10 protein-coding genes are annotated in these 19,607 nt (G+C 43.7%); 8 read left to right on the top strand and 2 right to left on the bottom strand.

The window, feature by feature from the left end:
- The first annotated feature begins 11 nt into the window (after window positions 1–11).
- Window positions 12–2,804, top strand: coding sequence for a S8 family serine peptidase (locus ACFGVS_RS17525; protein ID WP_439694919.1), 2,793 nt, complete (start codon window positions 12–14; stop codon window positions 2,802–2,804).
- A gap of 62 nt (window positions 2,805–2,866) precedes the next feature.
- Here ACFGVS_RS17525 and ACFGVS_RS17520 read toward each other — a convergent pair whose 3' ends face one another.
- Window positions 2,867–4,111: a hypothetical protein gene (locus ACFGVS_RS17520; RefSeq protein ID WP_439694918.1), complete on the bottom strand. Its 1,245-nt coding sequence runs from the start codon at window positions 4,109–4,111 to the stop codon at window positions 2,867–2,869.
- 207 nt (window positions 4,112–4,318) lie between these two features.
- On the bottom strand, window positions 4,319–4,444 hold the full coding sequence (locus tag ACFGVS_RS17515) for a hypothetical protein (protein ID WP_439694917.1): 126 nt from the start codon (window positions 4,442–4,444) through the stop codon (window positions 4,319–4,321).
- A 271-nt stretch (window positions 4,445–4,715) separates the two neighbouring features.
- Between ACFGVS_RS17515 and ACFGVS_RS17510 the strand changes: the two genes are divergently transcribed.
- From ACFGVS_RS17510 to ACFGVS_RS17480, 7 genes are all read left to right on the top strand, one after another.
- Window positions 4,716–6,140 (top strand): inorganic phosphate transporter, encoded by a 1,425-nt coding sequence (locus ACFGVS_RS17510; protein ID WP_439694916.1) that lies wholly within the window; start codon window positions 4,716–4,718, stop codon window positions 6,138–6,140.
- 10 nt (window positions 6,141–6,150) lie between these two features.
- Entirely contained in the window at window positions 6,151–6,972 is an 822-nt protein-coding gene (locus ACFGVS_RS17505; protein ID WP_439694915.1) for a universal stress protein, read from the top strand.
- Between the two features lie 98 nt (window positions 6,973–7,070).
- Window positions 7,071–8,177 carry a metallophosphoesterase family protein gene (locus ACFGVS_RS17500; RefSeq protein WP_439694914.1) on the top strand — a complete coding sequence of 369 codons (1,107 nt, stop codon included), beginning with the start codon at window positions 7,071–7,073 and terminating at the stop codon, window positions 8,175–8,177.
- A 104-nt stretch (window positions 8,178–8,281) separates the two neighbouring features.
- Window positions 8,282–10,825, top strand: coding sequence for a Kelch repeat-containing protein (locus ACFGVS_RS17495; RefSeq protein WP_439694913.1), 2,544 nt, complete (start codon window positions 8,282–8,284; stop codon window positions 10,823–10,825).
- A gap of 239 nt (window positions 10,826–11,064) precedes the next feature.
- Window positions 11,065–13,242, top strand: coding sequence for a hypothetical protein (locus tag ACFGVS_RS17490; protein ID WP_439694912.1), 2,178 nt, complete (start codon window positions 11,065–11,067; stop codon window positions 13,240–13,242).
- Between the two features lie 208 nt (window positions 13,243–13,450).
- A complete protein-coding gene (locus ACFGVS_RS17485) occupies window positions 13,451–15,733 on the top strand; it encodes a GH92 family glycosyl hydrolase (RefSeq protein ID WP_439694911.1) in 2,283 nt (760 codons plus the stop codon).
- Between the two features lie 595 nt (window positions 15,734–16,328).
- Window positions 16,329–19,604 (top strand): SusC/RagA family TonB-linked outer membrane protein, encoded by a 3,276-nt coding sequence (locus ACFGVS_RS17480; RefSeq protein WP_090640394.1) that lies wholly within the window; start codon window positions 16,329–16,331, stop codon window positions 19,602–19,604.
- The last annotated feature ends 3 nt before the right edge of the window (window positions 19,605–19,607 follow it).

Raw genomic sequence — 19,607 nt, 5'->3', positions numbered from 1 at the left:
AAACTTAAAGCATGGTTAAAAAATTACTGCCTTTTGTTTTTTTGCTTTGTTTTAAGTACTCCTGGTCGCAGCAAACAGCGGGCGACAAAATGATCAAAAACCTTTATTCGGCAGCAAATAAACCCGCATTAGCCGATTCTGTTAATTATTATGTTGTTAAGGCCAATAAACGGCCATTTGCGCCCTCCGCAAACGCGCATGTTATAAAAAGGCTTTCATACAATTATTACATTATAGCTTCAAACAAACCCATCCCGCAAGGTGCGGATTTTGAAATAATAGCCCCTGCAAATTCCTTGTGGAAAGCGTCAGATAACCTTGCCCTGGCCACTCAAAAGCATGCTAATAGCAGTAAAATAATTGCCGTTGATATTACCCTGAACAATGCCACCGCACAAAGTGAAGTAAAAAAATATGCCGAAATAACCGTCGCAAACGGTAACAGGGTAACAGCCAATATCCGTGTTAACAGGCTAAATGAATTATTACAGCAGCCCTACGTTGTTTTTGCGGATAATACCCGCAAGGCACACGCCGAACTGGCAATCAGCGATATCGATCTGGGGGCAAATACCATTAGCGGGATACGTAGCATTTACCCCGGGATTAACGGACAGGGCATCAATGTAAGTATTAAGGAGAGCAGGTACGATAACGATTTGGATCTGCTCGGCCGTACATTTGAATCATTTCCGGCATCAGCTACAACGTCCGGGCATGCTACTACCATGGCCACGCTGATTGGCGGCAATGCAAATTCGTTCATAAAAGGGCTTGGCGCCGCACCTAAGGTGCGCTTTACATCTGCCGATTTTATCAATCTGTTTCCAGATAGCACCGTTGTTTTTAAAATGTTTGATATCGGCTTGCAAAACCATTCCTACGGTACCGGTATCGAAAACTACTACGGTGCCGAAACCGTGGCCTATGATGAGCAGGTAGCCGCAAATGACAGCATTGTACACGTGTTTTCGTCGGGCAATGTTGGGCTTACCGCGCCGGCAACCGGAGTTTACAACGGCTTAACGGGTGTGGCCAATTTGTCGGGCGATTTTAAGCAGGCAAAAAACGTGCTGGTGATAGGCGGTACAGGCCGTACAAACCTCCCCGAAGATTTAAGCTCTGGCGGCCCGGCCTATGATGGACGCATAAAGCCGGAGCTGGTTGCAGATGGCGAGGACGGAACATCGGGCGCCGCTGCCCTGGCTTCGGGCGCTATTGCTTTATTGCAGCAGGCGTATAAGCAAGCGCATAGAAATTTACCCCCTGCTGCATTAATTAAAGTATTGCTTATCAATTCGGCCGATGATATTGGCAACACCTACGTCGATTTTAAAACCGGCTATGGCAGGTTAAATGGCCTGGAAGCGATGCGCACCTTACAGGAAAACAGGTTTAATAACGGAGCGGTAGGCAATGGCGGGCAAAGCGATTTTACGGTAGAGGTACCTGCCGGCTCAAAAGAGTTGAAGGTATCAATAGCCTGGACAGATCCTGCGGCGGCGCTAAATGCACCCACTGCGTTGGTTAATGACCTTGACCTGTCAGTTTCCGGCCCCGATGGAAAAACCATTTTACCCTGGACGCTAAGCAGCTACCCATCGCTCGACTCGTTACACAAACCTGCGCAAAGGGTGATAGATACCATAAATAATACAGAACAGGTTGCCATTGCAAACCCGGCCGCCGGGATTTACACCATACACGTAAAAGGCAGGAAAGTGCCACTGGGGTCGCAAAAGTTTTATGTGGCTTATCAAGCAATCCAGGCAAATAAGTTCGAGTGGGTTTACCCTGTTGCTGCAAGTCAGCTTTTTGCTGCCGACGATAATTACCTGCGCTGGCAAAGTTCCTTTGATACGGCAATGGGTAGGCTGAGTATCAGTTATGATCACGGAGTTACCTGGAAAGCCATTAATAATGTAACGCTGAAAAATAATTATTATAACTGGCAGGCCCCGGACGTATTCAGTGCGGCCATGTTGAAAATGGATATTGGCAACAACTCGTTTTTAAGTGCCGAATTTAACATCTCTGCCCCGGTAGGGTTGCGCGTTGGTTATAACTGTACACAGGGTACGTTGTTGCATTGGTCGCCACAACAAGGCAGTACAGGCTATGTTGTTTACACTATAAAAGATAATGTTTTGCAAAAACTAAGTGCGGTAACAGATACATCGGTTATCATCCCAGCAGGGCAGCAAACCTCCAAATATTTTGCGGTAAGCGCTACTGGTAATGGTTTTGAAGGCTTAAAAAGCTATACCATTGATGTTACCACGCAGGGCGTGGGCTGTTATGTGAAAACATTACTGGCGAATGTAACAGGCAATAAAGTTTTATTAGATCTTTACCTGGGCAGCACCGTAAACCTAAAATCCATTACCTGGGAAAAAATGACTGGCCCGGCGTCCTTTACATCAATTGGCACATCGGCGGTAATAGCAAACCAGCTTGGTTACCAGTTTACAGATACCGCCCCCAAACAGGTACAATATTACCGGGCCAAACTAACCACTGCCGATAACCAGGTTATTTATACCGATACCGTAAAAGCCGTTGTACTGCAAAACAAGCAGTTTGCCGTGTACCCAAATCCTGTTGATAAACAATTTACCGTTTTAAGCGGCGATATCAATAATTACGATTTTAAATTGTATGACGCCAGCGGTAAGCTCAGCATAACCCAAACGCTTAATAACCTGCAAAATACCGTGCCGGTGAACCTTAATCCCGGCATTTATGTTTATGTAATTTCTTTAGCGGGGCATGTGGTGTATAATGGTAAGCTGATAAAACTGTAGGTGCTGTAAACCTGATATACAAGCGCTATTGGTTTGTTCATCCGTATTGCTGATCGGTCTCTTTATTTAAATCCAAATATCAGCGGGAATATAAAGGTTACTATGATTGTCCAGATAAAGTAAATAGGGAGGTAAAAGGCAATAGTTTTGCCTACGCCGGTTATGTCGGCTTTTTTTGAAAGCACCCTGAAAAGTTGCGTAGTTACCATGAGCAGATTAATTAATATTAAAACGTTGCCACCCAAAATCGCAGCCCTGTTCGGCGTTAAGCCCCATTCCGAAATCCGGAACAAGATGGCAGAAAGCGCAACGCCATTAACTACTATGGTTAAAACCGACAGCAGAAAAAGAATCCAGGTTTCTGTATAACTTTTAGTTGCCTTAGATGCCTCAGCAACCGAAAAGAAAATAATGGCCATAACACCGATTAACAGGGCGTTAAAAACCAGTAGGAACTCCCTGTTGTTATAAGGGTTTTTACCGGAATAAACTATTGCTATAAGATAGATCACCAGCATAACTATTACGAGCGGGCTAAATATTTTGGCAATTACCGGGGAAACCTTACCCACTAATTGCGGATTAGCTTCGGTAAGACAGGTACCCACAATCGGCGCCGCCGCAAGCCCCACAATTACAACATTTTTAAAATAAAACTCTTTAATATCAAAACCGATAAGCGAAAAAAGTCCGAGGGTTATGCCTGTCATTATTGCGCCTGCTATCAATATAAGGGTCGTCATTACTACCAGGTCGCCGTTATATTTTAAAAAGCGCAGCCGTTTCTCCCCGTCATTTCTCATCTCATCAACAAAAGCAAAACCTAATACCGACCATAGAAATAAGAGTAAGTGGATGCACGATAAAATTAGGGTGTCGCTTTTTTTGGCAATGGGAAACAAATTGATAAAAAGTGCACCCGCAAGTGTGGCACCAACAATAAAAGCAATTTTAGCGGCCGATAATTTGTTCTTCCAGGCAAAGTAAACCGTTAACAGGGGGAAAACGATAAACCCGATGTTCCTGGGATAAAAAAACTCTTCGTCGATATGAAAAACTGCAGGTAACTTTGCTATAAAGCCTGCTGCCAACGAAGCAACTATCACAAATAACAATTCCCTGCCTGTGCCCCAGTTAATCTCGTCACTTTCGTAATTCAGCCTTTCATTCCAGCAATCAGCAAGTGTATTGCCTTTAAGCTCGGGGTATAGGGTACTGAACGCTCGTTTAAAAGTCGTCTTGTTGGCCCGGTAAAGCTTCTCGAGTTGACCGGGATCGTTTAGATGGCCGAGTATTTCGTCTTTCATGAGTTTGTATTTTAAAACGTTTTGGTTAAAATCTTCAATTTTGAATTTTTAAAGCCGTTTAATTCCACTAAGCGCCATTCATCCCTAAAACAACATCAAGCCACTGCGCACTAAGGCATTTAATTACGAGTTTTTGCTGTTTGAAAGCACTTTGTTTTTCAAAGTTAATATTCATTTTCATTAAAACAAATACAATCAATAGATTTTTTAGCTGTCAGCGGATATAGAGTGGAAACGGCCGAACAGGTAACTAAAAATTTCGGCTATCACATTCACTTTATACGGGTTGTTGTGCGCTCTGATGGCAGGAATGCCGGTTTTAAGCCAGTCCATAAAAGATAAGTTGCTGAAAAAACATTTGCCTGGTTTGACATAATATTATGCGGAAATTATGAACTCCAGCCTGAACCATCTAAAAATATGGTCAAACTATTGGCAATAAAATTGTTATTGAATAAATTTAAACAGGCCCTTAATAAAAATGGTAAACAATTAAATAACAAACAATTAACCTGAAATTGGTATTAAAGCAATGTTTGAAGCTGTTATTTGAGAGCAGGTTAAAAAGGCTAAATAAGCCTGCCGGGATAAAACATAATTTGATATGCATATTTCAATACTTGCAGCCACACTTCCTTTTATTGGCCAGGTTAATTTAAGCGGTTATTTACTGGTTGTCTTTATCGTCTGCATCCTGGCCGTTATCGGGTTCGAGTTTGTGAATGGCTTTCATGATACAGCCAATGCGGTAGCTACCGTAATATATACCCGGGCCTTAAAACCAGTATATGCTATTCCCTGGTCGGGCTTATGGAATTTTTTAGGCGTGTTTCTGGGTGGTGTAACGGTAGCCATGGGTATTTTAAAGCTGGTGCCGCTTGATGCCTTGATGACTTTGCCCGTGAGCGTAGGTGCCTGCCTGGTATTATCGGTGTTGCTCGCGTCCATTATCTGGAACCTGGGCACCTGGTATCTGGGTATTCCCTGTTCCAGTTCGCATACCATGATTGGCGCTATGATTGGCGCCGGCCTGGCCTTTACCTGGTACTACCATGGCCCCGGGGTAAATTGGGGTAAAGCCGAAGAGATAGGCCTGTCGCTTGTTCTATCGCCCATTATTGGTTTTGGTGCCGCAGCCCTGCTCATGTTGTTTTTAAAGCATGCAACCAAATCACATGCCTTGTTTCATATCCCAACCGGCGAAGATGACCGTCCGCCAATTTTAATCAGGCTTTTACTCATCACCACCTGTACCCTGGTTAGCTTTTTTCATGGTAGTAATGATGGGCAGAAGGGTGTAGGCTTATTCATGCTTATCCTGATAGCGTTTTTACCTGCCCGGTTTGCCGTTAATCATCATATAAGTAATGATAAAGTTTTGGCGGCGTTTAACCAGGCCAGCCTCGTGATAACTAAAAATACCTCTGCAAACAATGCCCCCAACAGTGAATTTATAAACCTGGCAGATATAATTGCCCGGGCAAAAGCCTCGCTGGCCGAAAAAAATGAAACCGATGTAGCCAAAACTTACCGTTACCGTAAACAGGTAGAAGCGGCTGTAAAAGCAATCAGAACGGTGCTTAAAGATAACGCGATAAAATTACCGGCAAATGATTGGGCCTCGCTTACATCTGCCTCAGACGAGCTGGAGCATGTAACAGATTTTGCGCCGGTATGGGTTATCGCTATAATTTCCATATCGCTTGGGCTGGGCACCATGATTGGCTGGAAAAGGATTGTAGTTACAATTGGCGAAAAAATTGGCAACGAACATTTAAGCTATGCGCAGGGTGCTACGTCTGAAATTGTCGCCGCATCAACCATCGGCCTTAGTACTGCGTTTGGTTTGCCGGTAAGTACTACACATGTGCTTTCAAGCGGAATTGCCGGCGCTATGGTTGCTTCGGGCGGTAAGGGCAATCTTAATAATAAAACAATAAAAAATATTGCGATGGCCTGGGTGCTTACTTTACCGGTAGCAATAATTTTAGCATCTTTATTATTCATGTTTTTCCATTTGTTTATTTAAAAGGCCAAAAATGAAACAGATTCTTGTTGCTTCCGATTTTTCAAAAAGCGCAGCCAATGCAATGGCTTACGCTATGGAGCTGGCCGCGGTATTAAACCGTGATATTTGCGTAATACATGCCATACACCCTACCGAAGGCATTAACAACAGCACTTACAACGCTATTTTTATTGAAGATTACTATAACAACAAAAGGGAGGCCTTGAAGGAGTGGGCAGCCGAATTTACCCGGCAGGAAGCTTATGCTTCGGTTAAGGTTAACACACTTTGCGATGTGGGTTTTTTGAAAAGTGTAATAACCCGGTATGTTGATGAAAACCCGGTAGAGCTTTTGGTAATGGGGATAACCGGCTCAACAGGTATTGCGGGTATTGTGGGTAGTAATGCAAGCATGATGGTAAGCAAGTTGAAAACGCCCACCTTAATCATCCCACTGGAAAGTAAGTTCTCGAGGGTGCCCGTGATTACGCTGGCCACAGATTTTGAAACCCGCCTGTCTGCCGAAGATGTAAACGCTTTGAACGAAATGGTGCAGGCATTTGCATCCGCTAAAATGCAGGTGTTGTATGTAGCCGATAAGCCCGACGATAAACATATCAAAACGGGGGAGGCCAAATTAAGCAGCCTAATAAAAAATGCCGAACTTGATTTTAACTATATTAACAACAGCAGCGCTATAAATGGTATTGTTGATTTTGTACAAACGCACGAAACAGACATTCTATGCCTGGTCAAACATCATCATAACATTGTTTACCGGCTATTTACCCGAAGCACGGTAAACCAGGTCATGAACAAATCAGTAAAAGCTATCCTGGTGCTGCACGAATAACCTGGCGCTACAAACTGTTAGTGCCGGCTACTTAAACTTTTGTTCACCCTCAATTTATATTTGTTTGGTATGTTTGGTCTTTCGATGATTAGCGCTAAATGATATTATCCCTTAAATATACCACCCCCGTTTTAAAAAAAGACCAGCCCGACGATACCTATAAGTTTTTGCCGCCTCCCCCGCCGTCCGGAAAGTATCCCTACCATTTAAATGTTAATGACATATTGCCTGGTGTAAACGATAACCGCATGGTATTTCAAGTAGTGGGCGATACCGGTGGCTTTCGCGATCCGGATTTTCAGAAAAGGGTGCCTGATGCCATGGCTTCCCAGTATCGAACCTGGGAGGCAGCAAACAAACCTTCATTCCTGTATCACCTGGGCGACGTAGTGTATAGCCATGGAGAAGAAAAATATTACAAAAGCCAGTTTTTTGATCCCTATAACAATTACCCCGGCCCTGTATTTGCCATAGCCGGCAATCACGACAGCGACATAAACCCTAATGCCGATAAGCCATACCAAAGTCTGGATGCTTTTGCTGCTGTTTTTTGCGATACTCAACAACGGGCAATACTATTTTCCGGCGACAACCCGCGGAAAAGCATGGTGCAGCCCAATATTTACTGGACGTTGGATACCCCGCTTGCAACCATAATTGGCTTACACAGTAATGTGCCCAAATATGGCGTAATAGCGCCGGAGCAGCGGGATTGGTTTCTGCAGGAATTAAAATCATCGGCGCAAAACCATCCCGAAAAAGCATTGCTGGTTTGTATCCATCACGCGCCATACTCGGCCGATGTTAATCATGGTTCCAGCTTGCCCATGATCGAATTCCTGGAGGGCGCATTTACCGAAACCAATGTTTGGCCCGATATGGTTTTTAGCGGGCACGTACATAATTATCAGCGTATCAGCAAGCGTTATCCTAATGGCATCACCGTGCCATACATCGTAGCCGGCGCAGGTGGCTTTGATGAGCTGCACCCCGTAGCCCATACCGATGACGAGCGTTTTAGCGCCGAAAGCGAAGTTCTGGATGGAGCCAAACTGGAGTATTCGTGTGACACCCGGCATGGCTTTGTCAAGGTAATGTTGGAGCGCACTGACAACGGGTTAAGCCTGGGTGCGGAATATTATACGATACACGATAAAGAGGCAATTCTTGTTGATGCCTATAATAAATTTGTGCCGGAGAGGTAATAAAGAGATTCCCCATTTACATACTTAAAAAAAACATATTTTAGCACTTGCGTTCAACAGCGGACCATTCCCCTGGTCCCGGGGATTTTAGACAAGTGTATTCAATGACAAAAGCGAGCCGGATTTTATTACTTCATCCCTGGGTATATAGGATTTTGGTTTTTGCTGCCGCCCTTGGCTCGTGCGGAAAATTACAGGCGCAGGGCTTGCAATTCAACTCGAACGATAGTTTAATGGAAAAACGGACGTCCTATTCCGTTTTTAAACAGGAAAGCCCCACATTTAATGATGAATTAACCATTGCCTTTCAGCTGGCTTTATGGGATAATTCGCACCTGGGTTATGTTTTGAACCTTGCTGATAGTAAAAATAACTCCTATAGCCTCAGTTATATTTATTTGAACGGCACCCCTTACTTAAATTTCAATATCGACAGTAAGAGCAATAAGATCACCATCCCGCTGAGCGCTGCCCAGTTATCAAAAAGGACATGGACAGCCATCAAAATCAAGCTGGACCTGCGTGGGGATAAAGCAACAGTGTGGGTTAACGGTAAACCGTATGGCGCTTCGGGCTTTAGTTTCACCGGCAGCATCAGCCCGGTAATTACCTTTGGCAAAAATTCGCGTTACTCCGATGTGCCCAATATGGCCATCCGCAACCTGGAAGTTGGCGATGCCTCCCAGGCTTATTCGTTCCCGTTAGATGAATGGGAAGGCCAAAACGTGCACAGCAGCAATGGCGACGAGGTTGGCTTTGTTGAAAACCCGGTTTGGCTTATTAATGAATCGTACTTCTGGAAGCCGCGGTTGTCAAAAAGCTTTAACGAGGTTGTGGGCCTAAACTTTAATCAGCAAAAACAAAGCATGGTGCTGTTTGGCAGCAACTCGGTAGTGCAATATAATGTCAGGAATGATGAGGAATCATCCGGTTCCTATCAAAACCCCTTGCCTATGCCCCTGTTACTGGGCAAAAGCATTGTTAACCCCAGGCAAAATAAGCTGTATGTGTATGAGGTTAACAACGCCCCGGGCAACCCATCGGGCCTGGTATCGCTTGATCTTTCGAGGTTAAACTGGGAGGTTAAAGGAAACGCAGCCTTGCCATCGCAACGGCATCACCATAATGTGTTTTACGATAAAGATTACCGCGATCTTTATTTATTTGGCGGCTACGGGTCGTTCAGGTACTATAATGATTTTTTTAAGTTTGATACCCTGGAACAGGTTTGGCAGCCTGTGGTTTTTACCGGCGACCATATCGATCCGCGGTTTTTTTCGGCCTGCAGCGTTGCCGACGCGAATAACGACGTGTATATATTTGGCGGTATCGGCAATCAATCGGGCAGCCAGGTTGTAGGTGGTATGCATTTTTATGATTTGTACCGGGTTAACCTAACCAGCCATACCATCAAAAAACTATGGGAAATTAAGCCTGATGAAGAGGCTTTCGTGCCCGCCAATAACCTCGTCCTATCAAAGGATAGAAAATATTTTTATGTGTTGTGTTACCCGCACGAGCGGCCTAAAACCAGCTTAAAGCTTTATAAATATGCTATTCAAGATGGATCATATGAGGTTGTGAGCGGCGAGATTCCGGTAACATCCGAACGGATTGAAACGGATGTTAACCTGTTTTTTAATAGCGACGCGAACGAATTTTATTGCACCACCCAGGAATTTACTTCGCCTGTAAAATCGGGTATCAAAATTTATTCGCTGGCATTTCCCCCGGTAAGTTATGCCGCTTATTTAAAATCAAAACAGGCTAAAAGCGCAACAATCAGTGTGTATAGCTATGTTGGAGGGCTGGCGGCGGTACTATTCGTAGCCGGTGGAGCATTCATCTACCTGAAAAGGAAAAAAGCCAAACCGGTGCCCGATACTGCTGATTTAACCCAGGATGAAAGCCAATTGGAAATTATTGGCAACAAGATTAATGCGGTTTATTTGCTGGGCGCATTTGCGGTGTATGATAAAAACGGCAAGGATATTACCTACCTGTTTAGCCCTAAAATTAAACAGCTATTCATTTTGATTTTACTGAACAGCCGCGATAAAAACGGTGTAACCTCCAGGCGCATTTCAACCACCCTTTGGGCCGATAAAGATGTAGCCAAAACAAAAAACATCAGGGGCGTTACCTTAAATCATCTGAGAAGTATTCTTGCTGACCTGGATGGGATTGAGCTGGCCTATATCAATGACACCTATAGCTTCACTGTTTCGGACGCCTTTTTTTGTGATTATTTTGTGGTGCAAGCCAGCCTTAATAACAGGCAGGGGGCGGCAGAATTGGAGGTTCCGCATTTTGATTTGATGGTCCGTGGCGGCCTGCTGCCGGCTATGCCCGATGTTTGGCTGGATGATTTTAAGGAGGAGTACGAAGAAGCGTTAATGCCGGCTTTGCAGCCTGTAATAAAAAACACCTATGATGAGGGGCAGTTTAAAAAGGCGCTGGAGATAAGCCGGCTGATTTTAAATATCGACCCGTTTAGCGATGCCGGCATCAACTATAAACTGAAAGCCATCAGGCGCACCAGGGGTATTGAACACGCCCGCCGCACCTATGATGATTTTGTAGCCGAATATAAAAGATCATTAGGAATTGATTACCCTTTGCCATTTGATAAAATTTGCGGGAAATAGGGCGGTTAAGAACGATTAGTTTTAAGTCAAAATTCCCCGTAAATCTGAATTGTCCTTTTTGACTTAGAACTTAAGACTTTCGACTAAAGACTTTCCATCATTTCCGGTTAATAATGCGATTAATTTTAATGGGTTAATGAAATTTAAACCGGGTTAACCCATTTATTAACCCTTGTTTTAATACCACCTATCCTATTATTGTGTGGTATTAAGCGGCACCTACCGCCCTGCACCTATCTATGAAAAACATTTTTGTTTCCTGTTGTTTAACTATGCTGGCGTCTGCCGTTTTTGCGCAGCAGGCACCGGCACCGTTAAAAGAGAAGACTGCTTTCCAAACCGCCAGCCCCTGGATGCCCGAGATTGACGTACGCAGCGACATTGCCATTGTTTACGGAACCAACGACCACCCCGGCATGACCTTTGAACAGCGCGTACAAACCTGGCGCGATCATGGTTATCAAACCAACTTCATGACCGGCATAGCCTGGGGCGATTACAAAGATTATTTCCTGGGTAAATGGGATGGTAAAAACCACCTGGGTGTTGGGCAGGTTACCCAAAAGGGCGATACCATTTTTCATGGCAGGGATATGCCATATGTAGTGCCCGGTGCCTCGTTCATCGAGTACATGAAAACGGCGGTTATTAAAAGAGTAATTGATGTTGGCATCACCAATATATTTTTAGAAGAACCTGAATTTTGGGCGCGTGCGGGCTATAGCGCGGGCTTCAAAGCGCAATGGCAAAGCTATTACGGTTTTCCCTGGAAGCCGCAGGATGCATCTGCCGAGAATACTTACCTATCCAGCAAATTAAAGTATCACCTGTATTATGATGCCATTGAAAAAGTATCATCCTACGCTAAAGCCTATGGCAAAAGCAAAGGCTTAAATATAAAGGTGTTTATCGCCACGCATTCGCTGGTTAACTATTCGTCGTGGCAAATTGTTAGTCCCGAGGCCAGCCTGGCTTCGCTGCCCGGTATTGATGGTTACATAGCCCAGGTGTGGACGGGCACCTCGCGCGAGCCAACTTATTTTAACGGCTTGCAAAAAGAACGCGTATTTGAAAACGCCTACCTGGAATATGGGTCGATGGTATCCATGACGGCGCCAACCGGCCGCAAAATGTTTTTTTTAACCGACCCAATTGAGGACAGGCAAAAGGACTGGAGCGATTATAAACTAAATTACCAGGCTACCTTTACGGCCAAGTTGTTGTACCCAACGGTATCTGATTATGAGGTGATGCCCTGGCCCGAGCGCATTTATACGCATCCCTACAAGGTTGCCAATAGTAACGAAAAGATCCTGATCCCCCAGTATTACTCTACCCAAATGCAGGTGATGGTTAACGCCCTCAATAGCATGCCTCCATCAACCAATAAAGTAACGGGTGTGAACGGCATTGGCGTGTTGATGAGTAATACACTGATGTTTCAGCGTTTCCCTACCCATAACGGGTTCGAGGATCCGCAGTTCTCAAACTTTTACGGGCAAACATTGCCACTGCTAAAACATGGCGTTCCGGTACAAACGGTGCACATGGAAAACCTGGGCTATGCGGCATCGCTTAAAAATATCAAGGTGCTGGTGATGAGTTATGCTAATATGAAGCCCATATCGGCCCAAATTCACCAGCAATTGGCCGCCTGGGTAAAACAGGGTGGCATATTAATTTATTGCGGCCGGGATGATGACCCTTACCAGTCGGTTATGGAATGGTGGGATACCAAGGGCAATAACTTTACAGCGCCATCGCAACACTTATTTAAACTGTTAGGGATAAACCCCGTCGGCGACAGCCAAAAGCTTAACGTTGGTAAAGGCGCAGTATATGTGTTGAGGCAAAACCCCAAAGAATACGTACTACAGGCCGATAACGACGGTAATTACATCAGCACCGTTAAACAAGCCTATGAAAAAGATGCCCATGCAGGTACCTTAACGTTTAAAAATAGCTTGTACCTGCCCCGTGGCCCTTACGATATTGTAGCCGTAATGGATGAAAATGCCGATAGCAAGCCTTATACAATAAAAGGTCCGGTAATTGATCTGTTCGATCCGCAGCTGCCGATCTTGGCCGAAAAGGTGATCAATCCCGGCGAGCAGGCGTTGTTGTACAATGTTGCACGGGTAGCCAATAACAACATACCCCAGGTATTAGCTTCGGCTTCGAGGATCTATGACGAAAAAGCTGCAGGCGGCAGCTATTCTTTTATAGCCAAAAGCCCGGTAAAAACGCTTACCAGCGCAAGGGTTTTATTGCCGGGTCAACCAAAGCAAATTGTTATAAGCGATAGCAAAGGGCAAATGATTACTGATATTAAAACATCATGGGATACCTCATCAAAAACCTTATACCTGGGCTTCGCCAATAGTCCCGATGGTATAAAGGTTGAGTTGAAATGGTGAACGATACTTTTTGAGAGAAAGTTGATTAATACTTCCGTGCGTGAATTTTCATGCGCGGGAGTTTTTTTACTTATGGCAGATTGCCATATTCGCACCGGGGAAAAATTATTAGAACAAATAACAAAGCAAATACATCCGACGATATCAACAGCAGCTTTTATAATAACCACTGTTGCTTTCATCACCCTTAAAAAACAAACTCCGATTAATGAAAAAACTATTCTTACTGGCCCTGGCCTGTTTACCGGCAGCTGCAATTGCCCAGCAAAGCGCCAGGGTAACTGACCCCGTTGAATTGATTAACCCGCTGATGGGTACAGCATCCAAACCATCCTTGTCAAACGGAAACACATACCCGGCCATCGCCCTGCCATGGGGCATGAACTTCTGGACTCCGCAAACCGGTAAAATGGGCGATGGTTGGCAGTATACTTATGATGCTGATAAGATCCTCGGCTTTAAGCAAACCCATCAGCCATCACCATGGATGAATGATTATGGTATGTTTTCCATCTTCCCGGAAACCGGCAAGTTAAAGCTGAACGAAAAAGAGCGTGCCAGCTGGTTTTCGCACATGGCCGAAATTGTTAAACCCTACTACTACAGCGTTTACCTGGCCGATTATGATGTAACTACCGAAATTACCCCAACCGAGCGTGCTGCAAGCTTCCGCTTTACCTTCCCCAAAAGCGATAGCTCGCATATTGTAATTGATGCTTTTGACAAAGGATCATACGTGAAGATTATTCCCGGTGAGCAAAAGATTGTAGGATACAGCACCAAAAACAGCGGCGCTGTTCCGGCAAACTTCAAAAACTACTTTGTTATTTATGTAGATAAACCTTTTGCGTTGGCATCGGCATGGCACGATTGGAAAAAAGACGACGGCCAGCTGGAATATATGGGCGACCACGCGGGCGCGGTTATCACCCTAAAAACCACCAACGGCGAACAGGTGCATTTAAAAGTAGCTTCGTCATTTGTAAGTATTGAACAGGCCGATCTTAATTTAAAGCGCGAACTGGCTGATGATAAATTTGAAGTTACCTGCCAGAAAGCCAAAGACACCTGGAACAAAACCCTGAGCAGGCTGAATGTAGAAGGCGGCACCGTGGAGCAAACCAAAACATTTTACAGCAGCTTGTACAGGATGCTTTTCTTCCCTAATAAAATGTACGAGATAGATGCCAAAGGCGAAAAAATTCACTACAGCCCTTTCAATGGTAAGGTGATGCCCGGTTATTTATTTGCCGGTACAGGCTTTTGGGATACATTCAGAGCATTGTACCCGTTCCTGAACCTGGTTTATCCCTCTATCAATAAAGAGATGCAGGAAGGCCTGATAAATGATTATAAAGAAGGCGGCTGGCTGCCCGAATGGTCGAGCCCGGGCTATGCCGATTGTATGATTGGTAATAATTCGGCCTCGGTAGTTGCCGAAGCTTACCTGAAAGGAATGCGTGGTTATGATATTGAAACATTGTACCAGGCACTTAAACACGGCGCCAACAACGAAGGGCCAAACGCAACCGGCCGCAGGGGAGTGCAATATTATAACACCCTTGGCTATGTGCCCTACAACGTTAAAATAAACGAGAATGCCGCACGTACCTTAGAGTATGCTTACGATGATTTTGCGATATACCAATTAGGGAAAGCTTTGGGCAAACCAAAATCAGAGATTGATATTTATAAAAAACGCAGCCAGAATTACCGTAACATCTTCGATCCGCAAACTAAGCTGATGCGCGGTAAAAACCAGGATGGTACTTTTGAAACGCCATTTAATCCGTTTAAATGGGGCGATGCCTTTACCGAAGGCAATAGCTGGCACTATAGCTGGGGCGTTTTTCATGACATACAGGGCCTTATAAACCTGATGGGCGGCAAGCAACAATTTGCTGCCAAACTGGATTCGGTATTCAGCATGCCGCCCACGTTTGACGATAGCTACTATGGCGGCGTAATACACGAGATCCGCGAGATGCAGATAGCCAACATGGGGCAGTACGCGCATGGCAATCAGCCTATACAGCACATGATTTACCTGTACAACCATGCCGGCCAGCCATGGAAAACCCAATACTGGGCCCGCGAAACCATGAATAAATTGTATAAAGCTACCCCCGATGGTTATTGCGGCGATGAAGACAATGGGCAAACATCGGCCTGGTACATCTTCTCGGCCATGGGCTTTTACCCGGTAACACCGGCCAGCGATCAATACGTATTAGGAGCGCCTTTATTTAAAAAGGTAACCATTAATTTAGAGAATGGTAAGACGGTGACTATTACCGCGCCCAACAACAGTGCCGCCAACAAATATGTAAACAACCTTACTATTGATGGCAAGCCCTACACCAATAACTGGGTGAGCCACAAAGGCCTGTTAAACGGCGCTGAATTGAATTTTGATATGATTGCTACCCCCAATAAAGAACGTGGCACAAAAGACGCCGACGTGCCTTTTTCGATGAGCAACGAAAAATAATTCCCAATATTGTATAGGTTTAAAAAGGGCTTGTGTTTTCACAAGCCCTTTTTAATTAATCATTTATTTTTCAGCGAGTTAATAAATTGTAACATTTTGTTTACTTTAAAGAAAATGATATTTAATATGAATTATTGTAATAATAGATATTGGTTAATAACTCCATCTGCTAGGCTTTTTCTGGCTTTTTCTGGCTCCGCTGACATTGTTGCAAAACTATCTTTTGGTATTTTAAAATGTTTGTCTGTTAGTAGCACTTTGGTTGACTATGGTGTGCCTTGTCTTTTTTGCAGGCTGAGTCCTGTTTTTTAATGTATTTTGTGGAATAGGCAATAAAAGCAAACAGGGAAAATGCCTCGCGCATTTTCCCTGTTCTAATTAACTTTATTAACTGTCTTATTATTAACTAAATGATTTAGTAATAGCGTAAGAACATGCAAAGGAAATAAATGTTTATGAATTTTTTATGAAAAATATGTATTTTGCGCAATAATATTTATGTAAACGAAATGTTACAATTATTTATTTGATTTTTTATAAATCCCATATACATTTAACCTCTTAAAGTTTTTAACTATTAACTAACACATTATTCATGAAAAAAAGTCTACTTACGACTTTGTGCATCTTTTTACTTGCTGCAACACAGCTATATGCGCAAAACCATACCGTAACCGGAAAGGTTACGGCCAGGGAAGATGGCTTACCGGTGCCGGGGGTATCAGTAAGCATTAAGGGTACTACAACCGGTACCCAGACCGATGCAAACGGAAGATTCTCCTTATCCGTGCCCAACAATGCTTTATTGTCATTTAGTTTTCTTGGTTACATTACCCAAACCTTGCCTGCCGATGGACCAACAGTTAATGTTGTTTTAGTTGCCTCGAGCCAGCAACTTGGCGAGGTAGTGGTAACTGGAGCGCTGGGCTTAAACAGAACGCGTAACCAGCAAGCCTATGCTGCACAGAAAGTAACCGGCGACGAGGTTAGCAAACAACGTAGCGGTAACTTTGTAAGCGGTTTATCAGGTAAGGTAGCCGGGTTAGAAATCAGGCAGAACAACGCCCTCGGCGGTTCAACAAATGTTGTTTTACGTGGTACTAAATCAATCCTCGGCAACAACCAGGCCTTATTTGTTGTTGATGGCGTGCCTTACAACAACGGTGGTTCTGGCGGTGGCAACCAGGGTAACAGCAATTCGAGCTCAGTAGCTGCCGGTACAGGTGGTTATGATTATGGTTCGCCCGCTTCAGATATCAACCCGGATGATATTGAGTCAGTTACCGTTCTTAAAGGCGCTGCTGCTACTGCATTATACGGTTCTATCGGTGCCAACGGTGTAATTTTAATTACAACCAAAAAAGTTAATAAAGGACTTGGTATTACTTTTAACACAAGTTACGGTTACGGTGCTGTTGATAAATCAACCTTGCCAACATACCAAAAACAATATGGCGGTGGTTACGGAACCTATTATGAAGATCCAAGCGGTTATTTCCTTTATAGGGACATCAATGGCGACGGTGTTAAAGATTTGGTTGATCCTTTGACCGAAGACGCTTCATATGGCCATGCCTTCGATCCAAACCTGAAGGTTTATCAATGGGATGCGTTTAGCAAATACTCTCCTAATTTTGGTAAGGCTACGCCTTGGGTTGCTGCTGCTAATGATCCCAATACATTTTTCACTCACCCAATCAGTAATAACCAAAGTTTGTTCATTACTAATGGTGGCGATAATGGTACTTTTAAATTAGGTTATACCCGCAATAACCAAACCGGTTTTATGCCTAATAGTAACGAGTTGAAAAACAACCTTGACTTTGGCGGAACATATAACATCAACAGTAAACTAACTGCAGCTGCCAATATCAGCTACACTCGTACAGATGGTAAAGGACGTTACGGAAGCGGTTATCAATCAGATAACATCCTGAACTCTTTCAGGCAATGGTATCAGGTAAATAACGACATCAAAGAACTTAAAGATCAATACTTTGCTTCCGGTGGTCAAAATATTACCTGGAACTGGGCAAGCCCAACCAATCTGGTTCCAATTTATTGGGATAATCCTTACTTCATCCGGTATCAAAACTTTGAAACAGATACCCGCAACCGTTACTTCGGTAACGTTAGCTTAAATTATAAAGCTACAAATTGGCTAAATTTATTAGGCCGTGTAACTGTTGATAACTGGAGCCAGATTCAGGAAGAACGCAGGCAAGTTGGTTCTGTTGGTTTATCATCATACACCAGGAGAAACCTGAGCTTTAATGAAACCAACTTTGATTTCCTTGCTACAACTGACAATAATATAACTCAGGATCTTAATTTTAAAGGTCTGTTAGGGGTTAACGTACGTAAAAATCTTTACCAGTCAATTGCGGCAACCACAAACGGGGGCTTAATTGTACCAAGTATTTATAGCTTATCAAATTCTAAGAATACGCCAAACGCTCCAACTGAAACGTATGTCCCATTTGAAACAGATGGTATTTTTGCCGGTGCTACGTTCACCTGGAAAAAAATGGTGGTTTTAGATGGTACTTTAAGGCGTGATGCTTCTTCGGCTTTGCCTTCATATAGCAATAAATATTACTATCCGTCAGTTAATTTAGGTTTTACTTTCTCTGAATTGCTTAAACAATATTCATGGCTATCGTATGGAAAAGTAAGAATCAATTATGCTGAAGTTGGTAATAGCGGCACGCCACAAAGCACAAGTAATTACTATTCGCTTACTACAGCATTTGGCTCAAGCCCTCAGGCATTTATCGGTACAACTCAAAACAATGCAAAATTAAAGCCCGAACGCACAAAAGCCTCTGAGGGTGGTTTGGAAATGGCATTTTTCAACAACCGTTTAGGTTTTGATTTCACTTATTACAACAACAAAACCGTTGATCAGCTGATTCCGGTGACATTATCTACAGCTACCGGCTATAATGCTGCTTATATTAACTCCGGTACTATTCAAAATAAAGGTATCGAAGTTGCATTAAATGGTACACCGGTACAAACAAAAGACTTTACGTGGAAAGTGAATGTTAACTTTACCCGTAACAGAAACAAAGTATTAAAACTTTATACTGATGGCTCTGGTCAACAGGCTACCAATCTTCAGCTTGGTTCGTTCCAGGGCGGGGTTTCGCTTAATGCAAGCCTGGATCGTCCTTATGGCGATATTCGCGGTAATGGTTATGTTGATAAAGATGGAAATGCACTTGCTACTAAAAACGGGCAGCAAGTTGTTGGAGACGACGGGTATTATGTGCTTTCTTCAAGCAATAACGTAGTGTTGGGTAACGTTAACCCAAATTGGACGGGCGGCATCAATAGTTCGTTTAGGTATAAATCATTTACTTTAAGCTTCCTGGTTGACGTTAAAAAAGGTGGTAGCGTATTCTCGTTAGATACTTATTATGGTATGGATACAGGTTTGTATCCTGAAACTGTAGGTAACAACGATTTAGGTAAGCCATCAAGAAATGCATTGTCAGATGGTGGCGGTGTGATTTTACCTGGTGTTACCTCTACAGGAGCTCAAAATACCGTTAGAGCAGATAACACAGGTTCTGGTTTATATGGCTATGAGCATAATCCTGCAGCTGGTTTCGTTTATGACGCGGGTTATGTGAAATTACGTGAGGCAGCGATTGCATACTCTTTGCCTCAATCTGTTCTTTCACGGCTTGGCAGTGTTAAAGGCATCGACGTTGGTTTAAGTGGTCGTAACTTATGGATCATCCATAAAAACACCCCTTATACCGATCCTGAAGAAGGTTTAAGCTCAGGTAACCTGCAAGGTTATCAAAGTGGTGCTTTCCCAACCGCCAGAATGTTTAACCTTAACTTAAAAGTAAGATTCTAACGA

The sequence above is a fragment of the Mucilaginibacter sediminis genome, assembly GCF_051903035.1.
Classification (GTDB): Bacteria; Bacteroidota; Bacteroidia; order Sphingobacteriales; family Sphingobacteriaceae; genus Mucilaginibacter.
The sequence above is the reverse complement of the archived record's forward strand: the minus strand, read 5'-3'. Positions and strand labels throughout refer to the sequence as shown.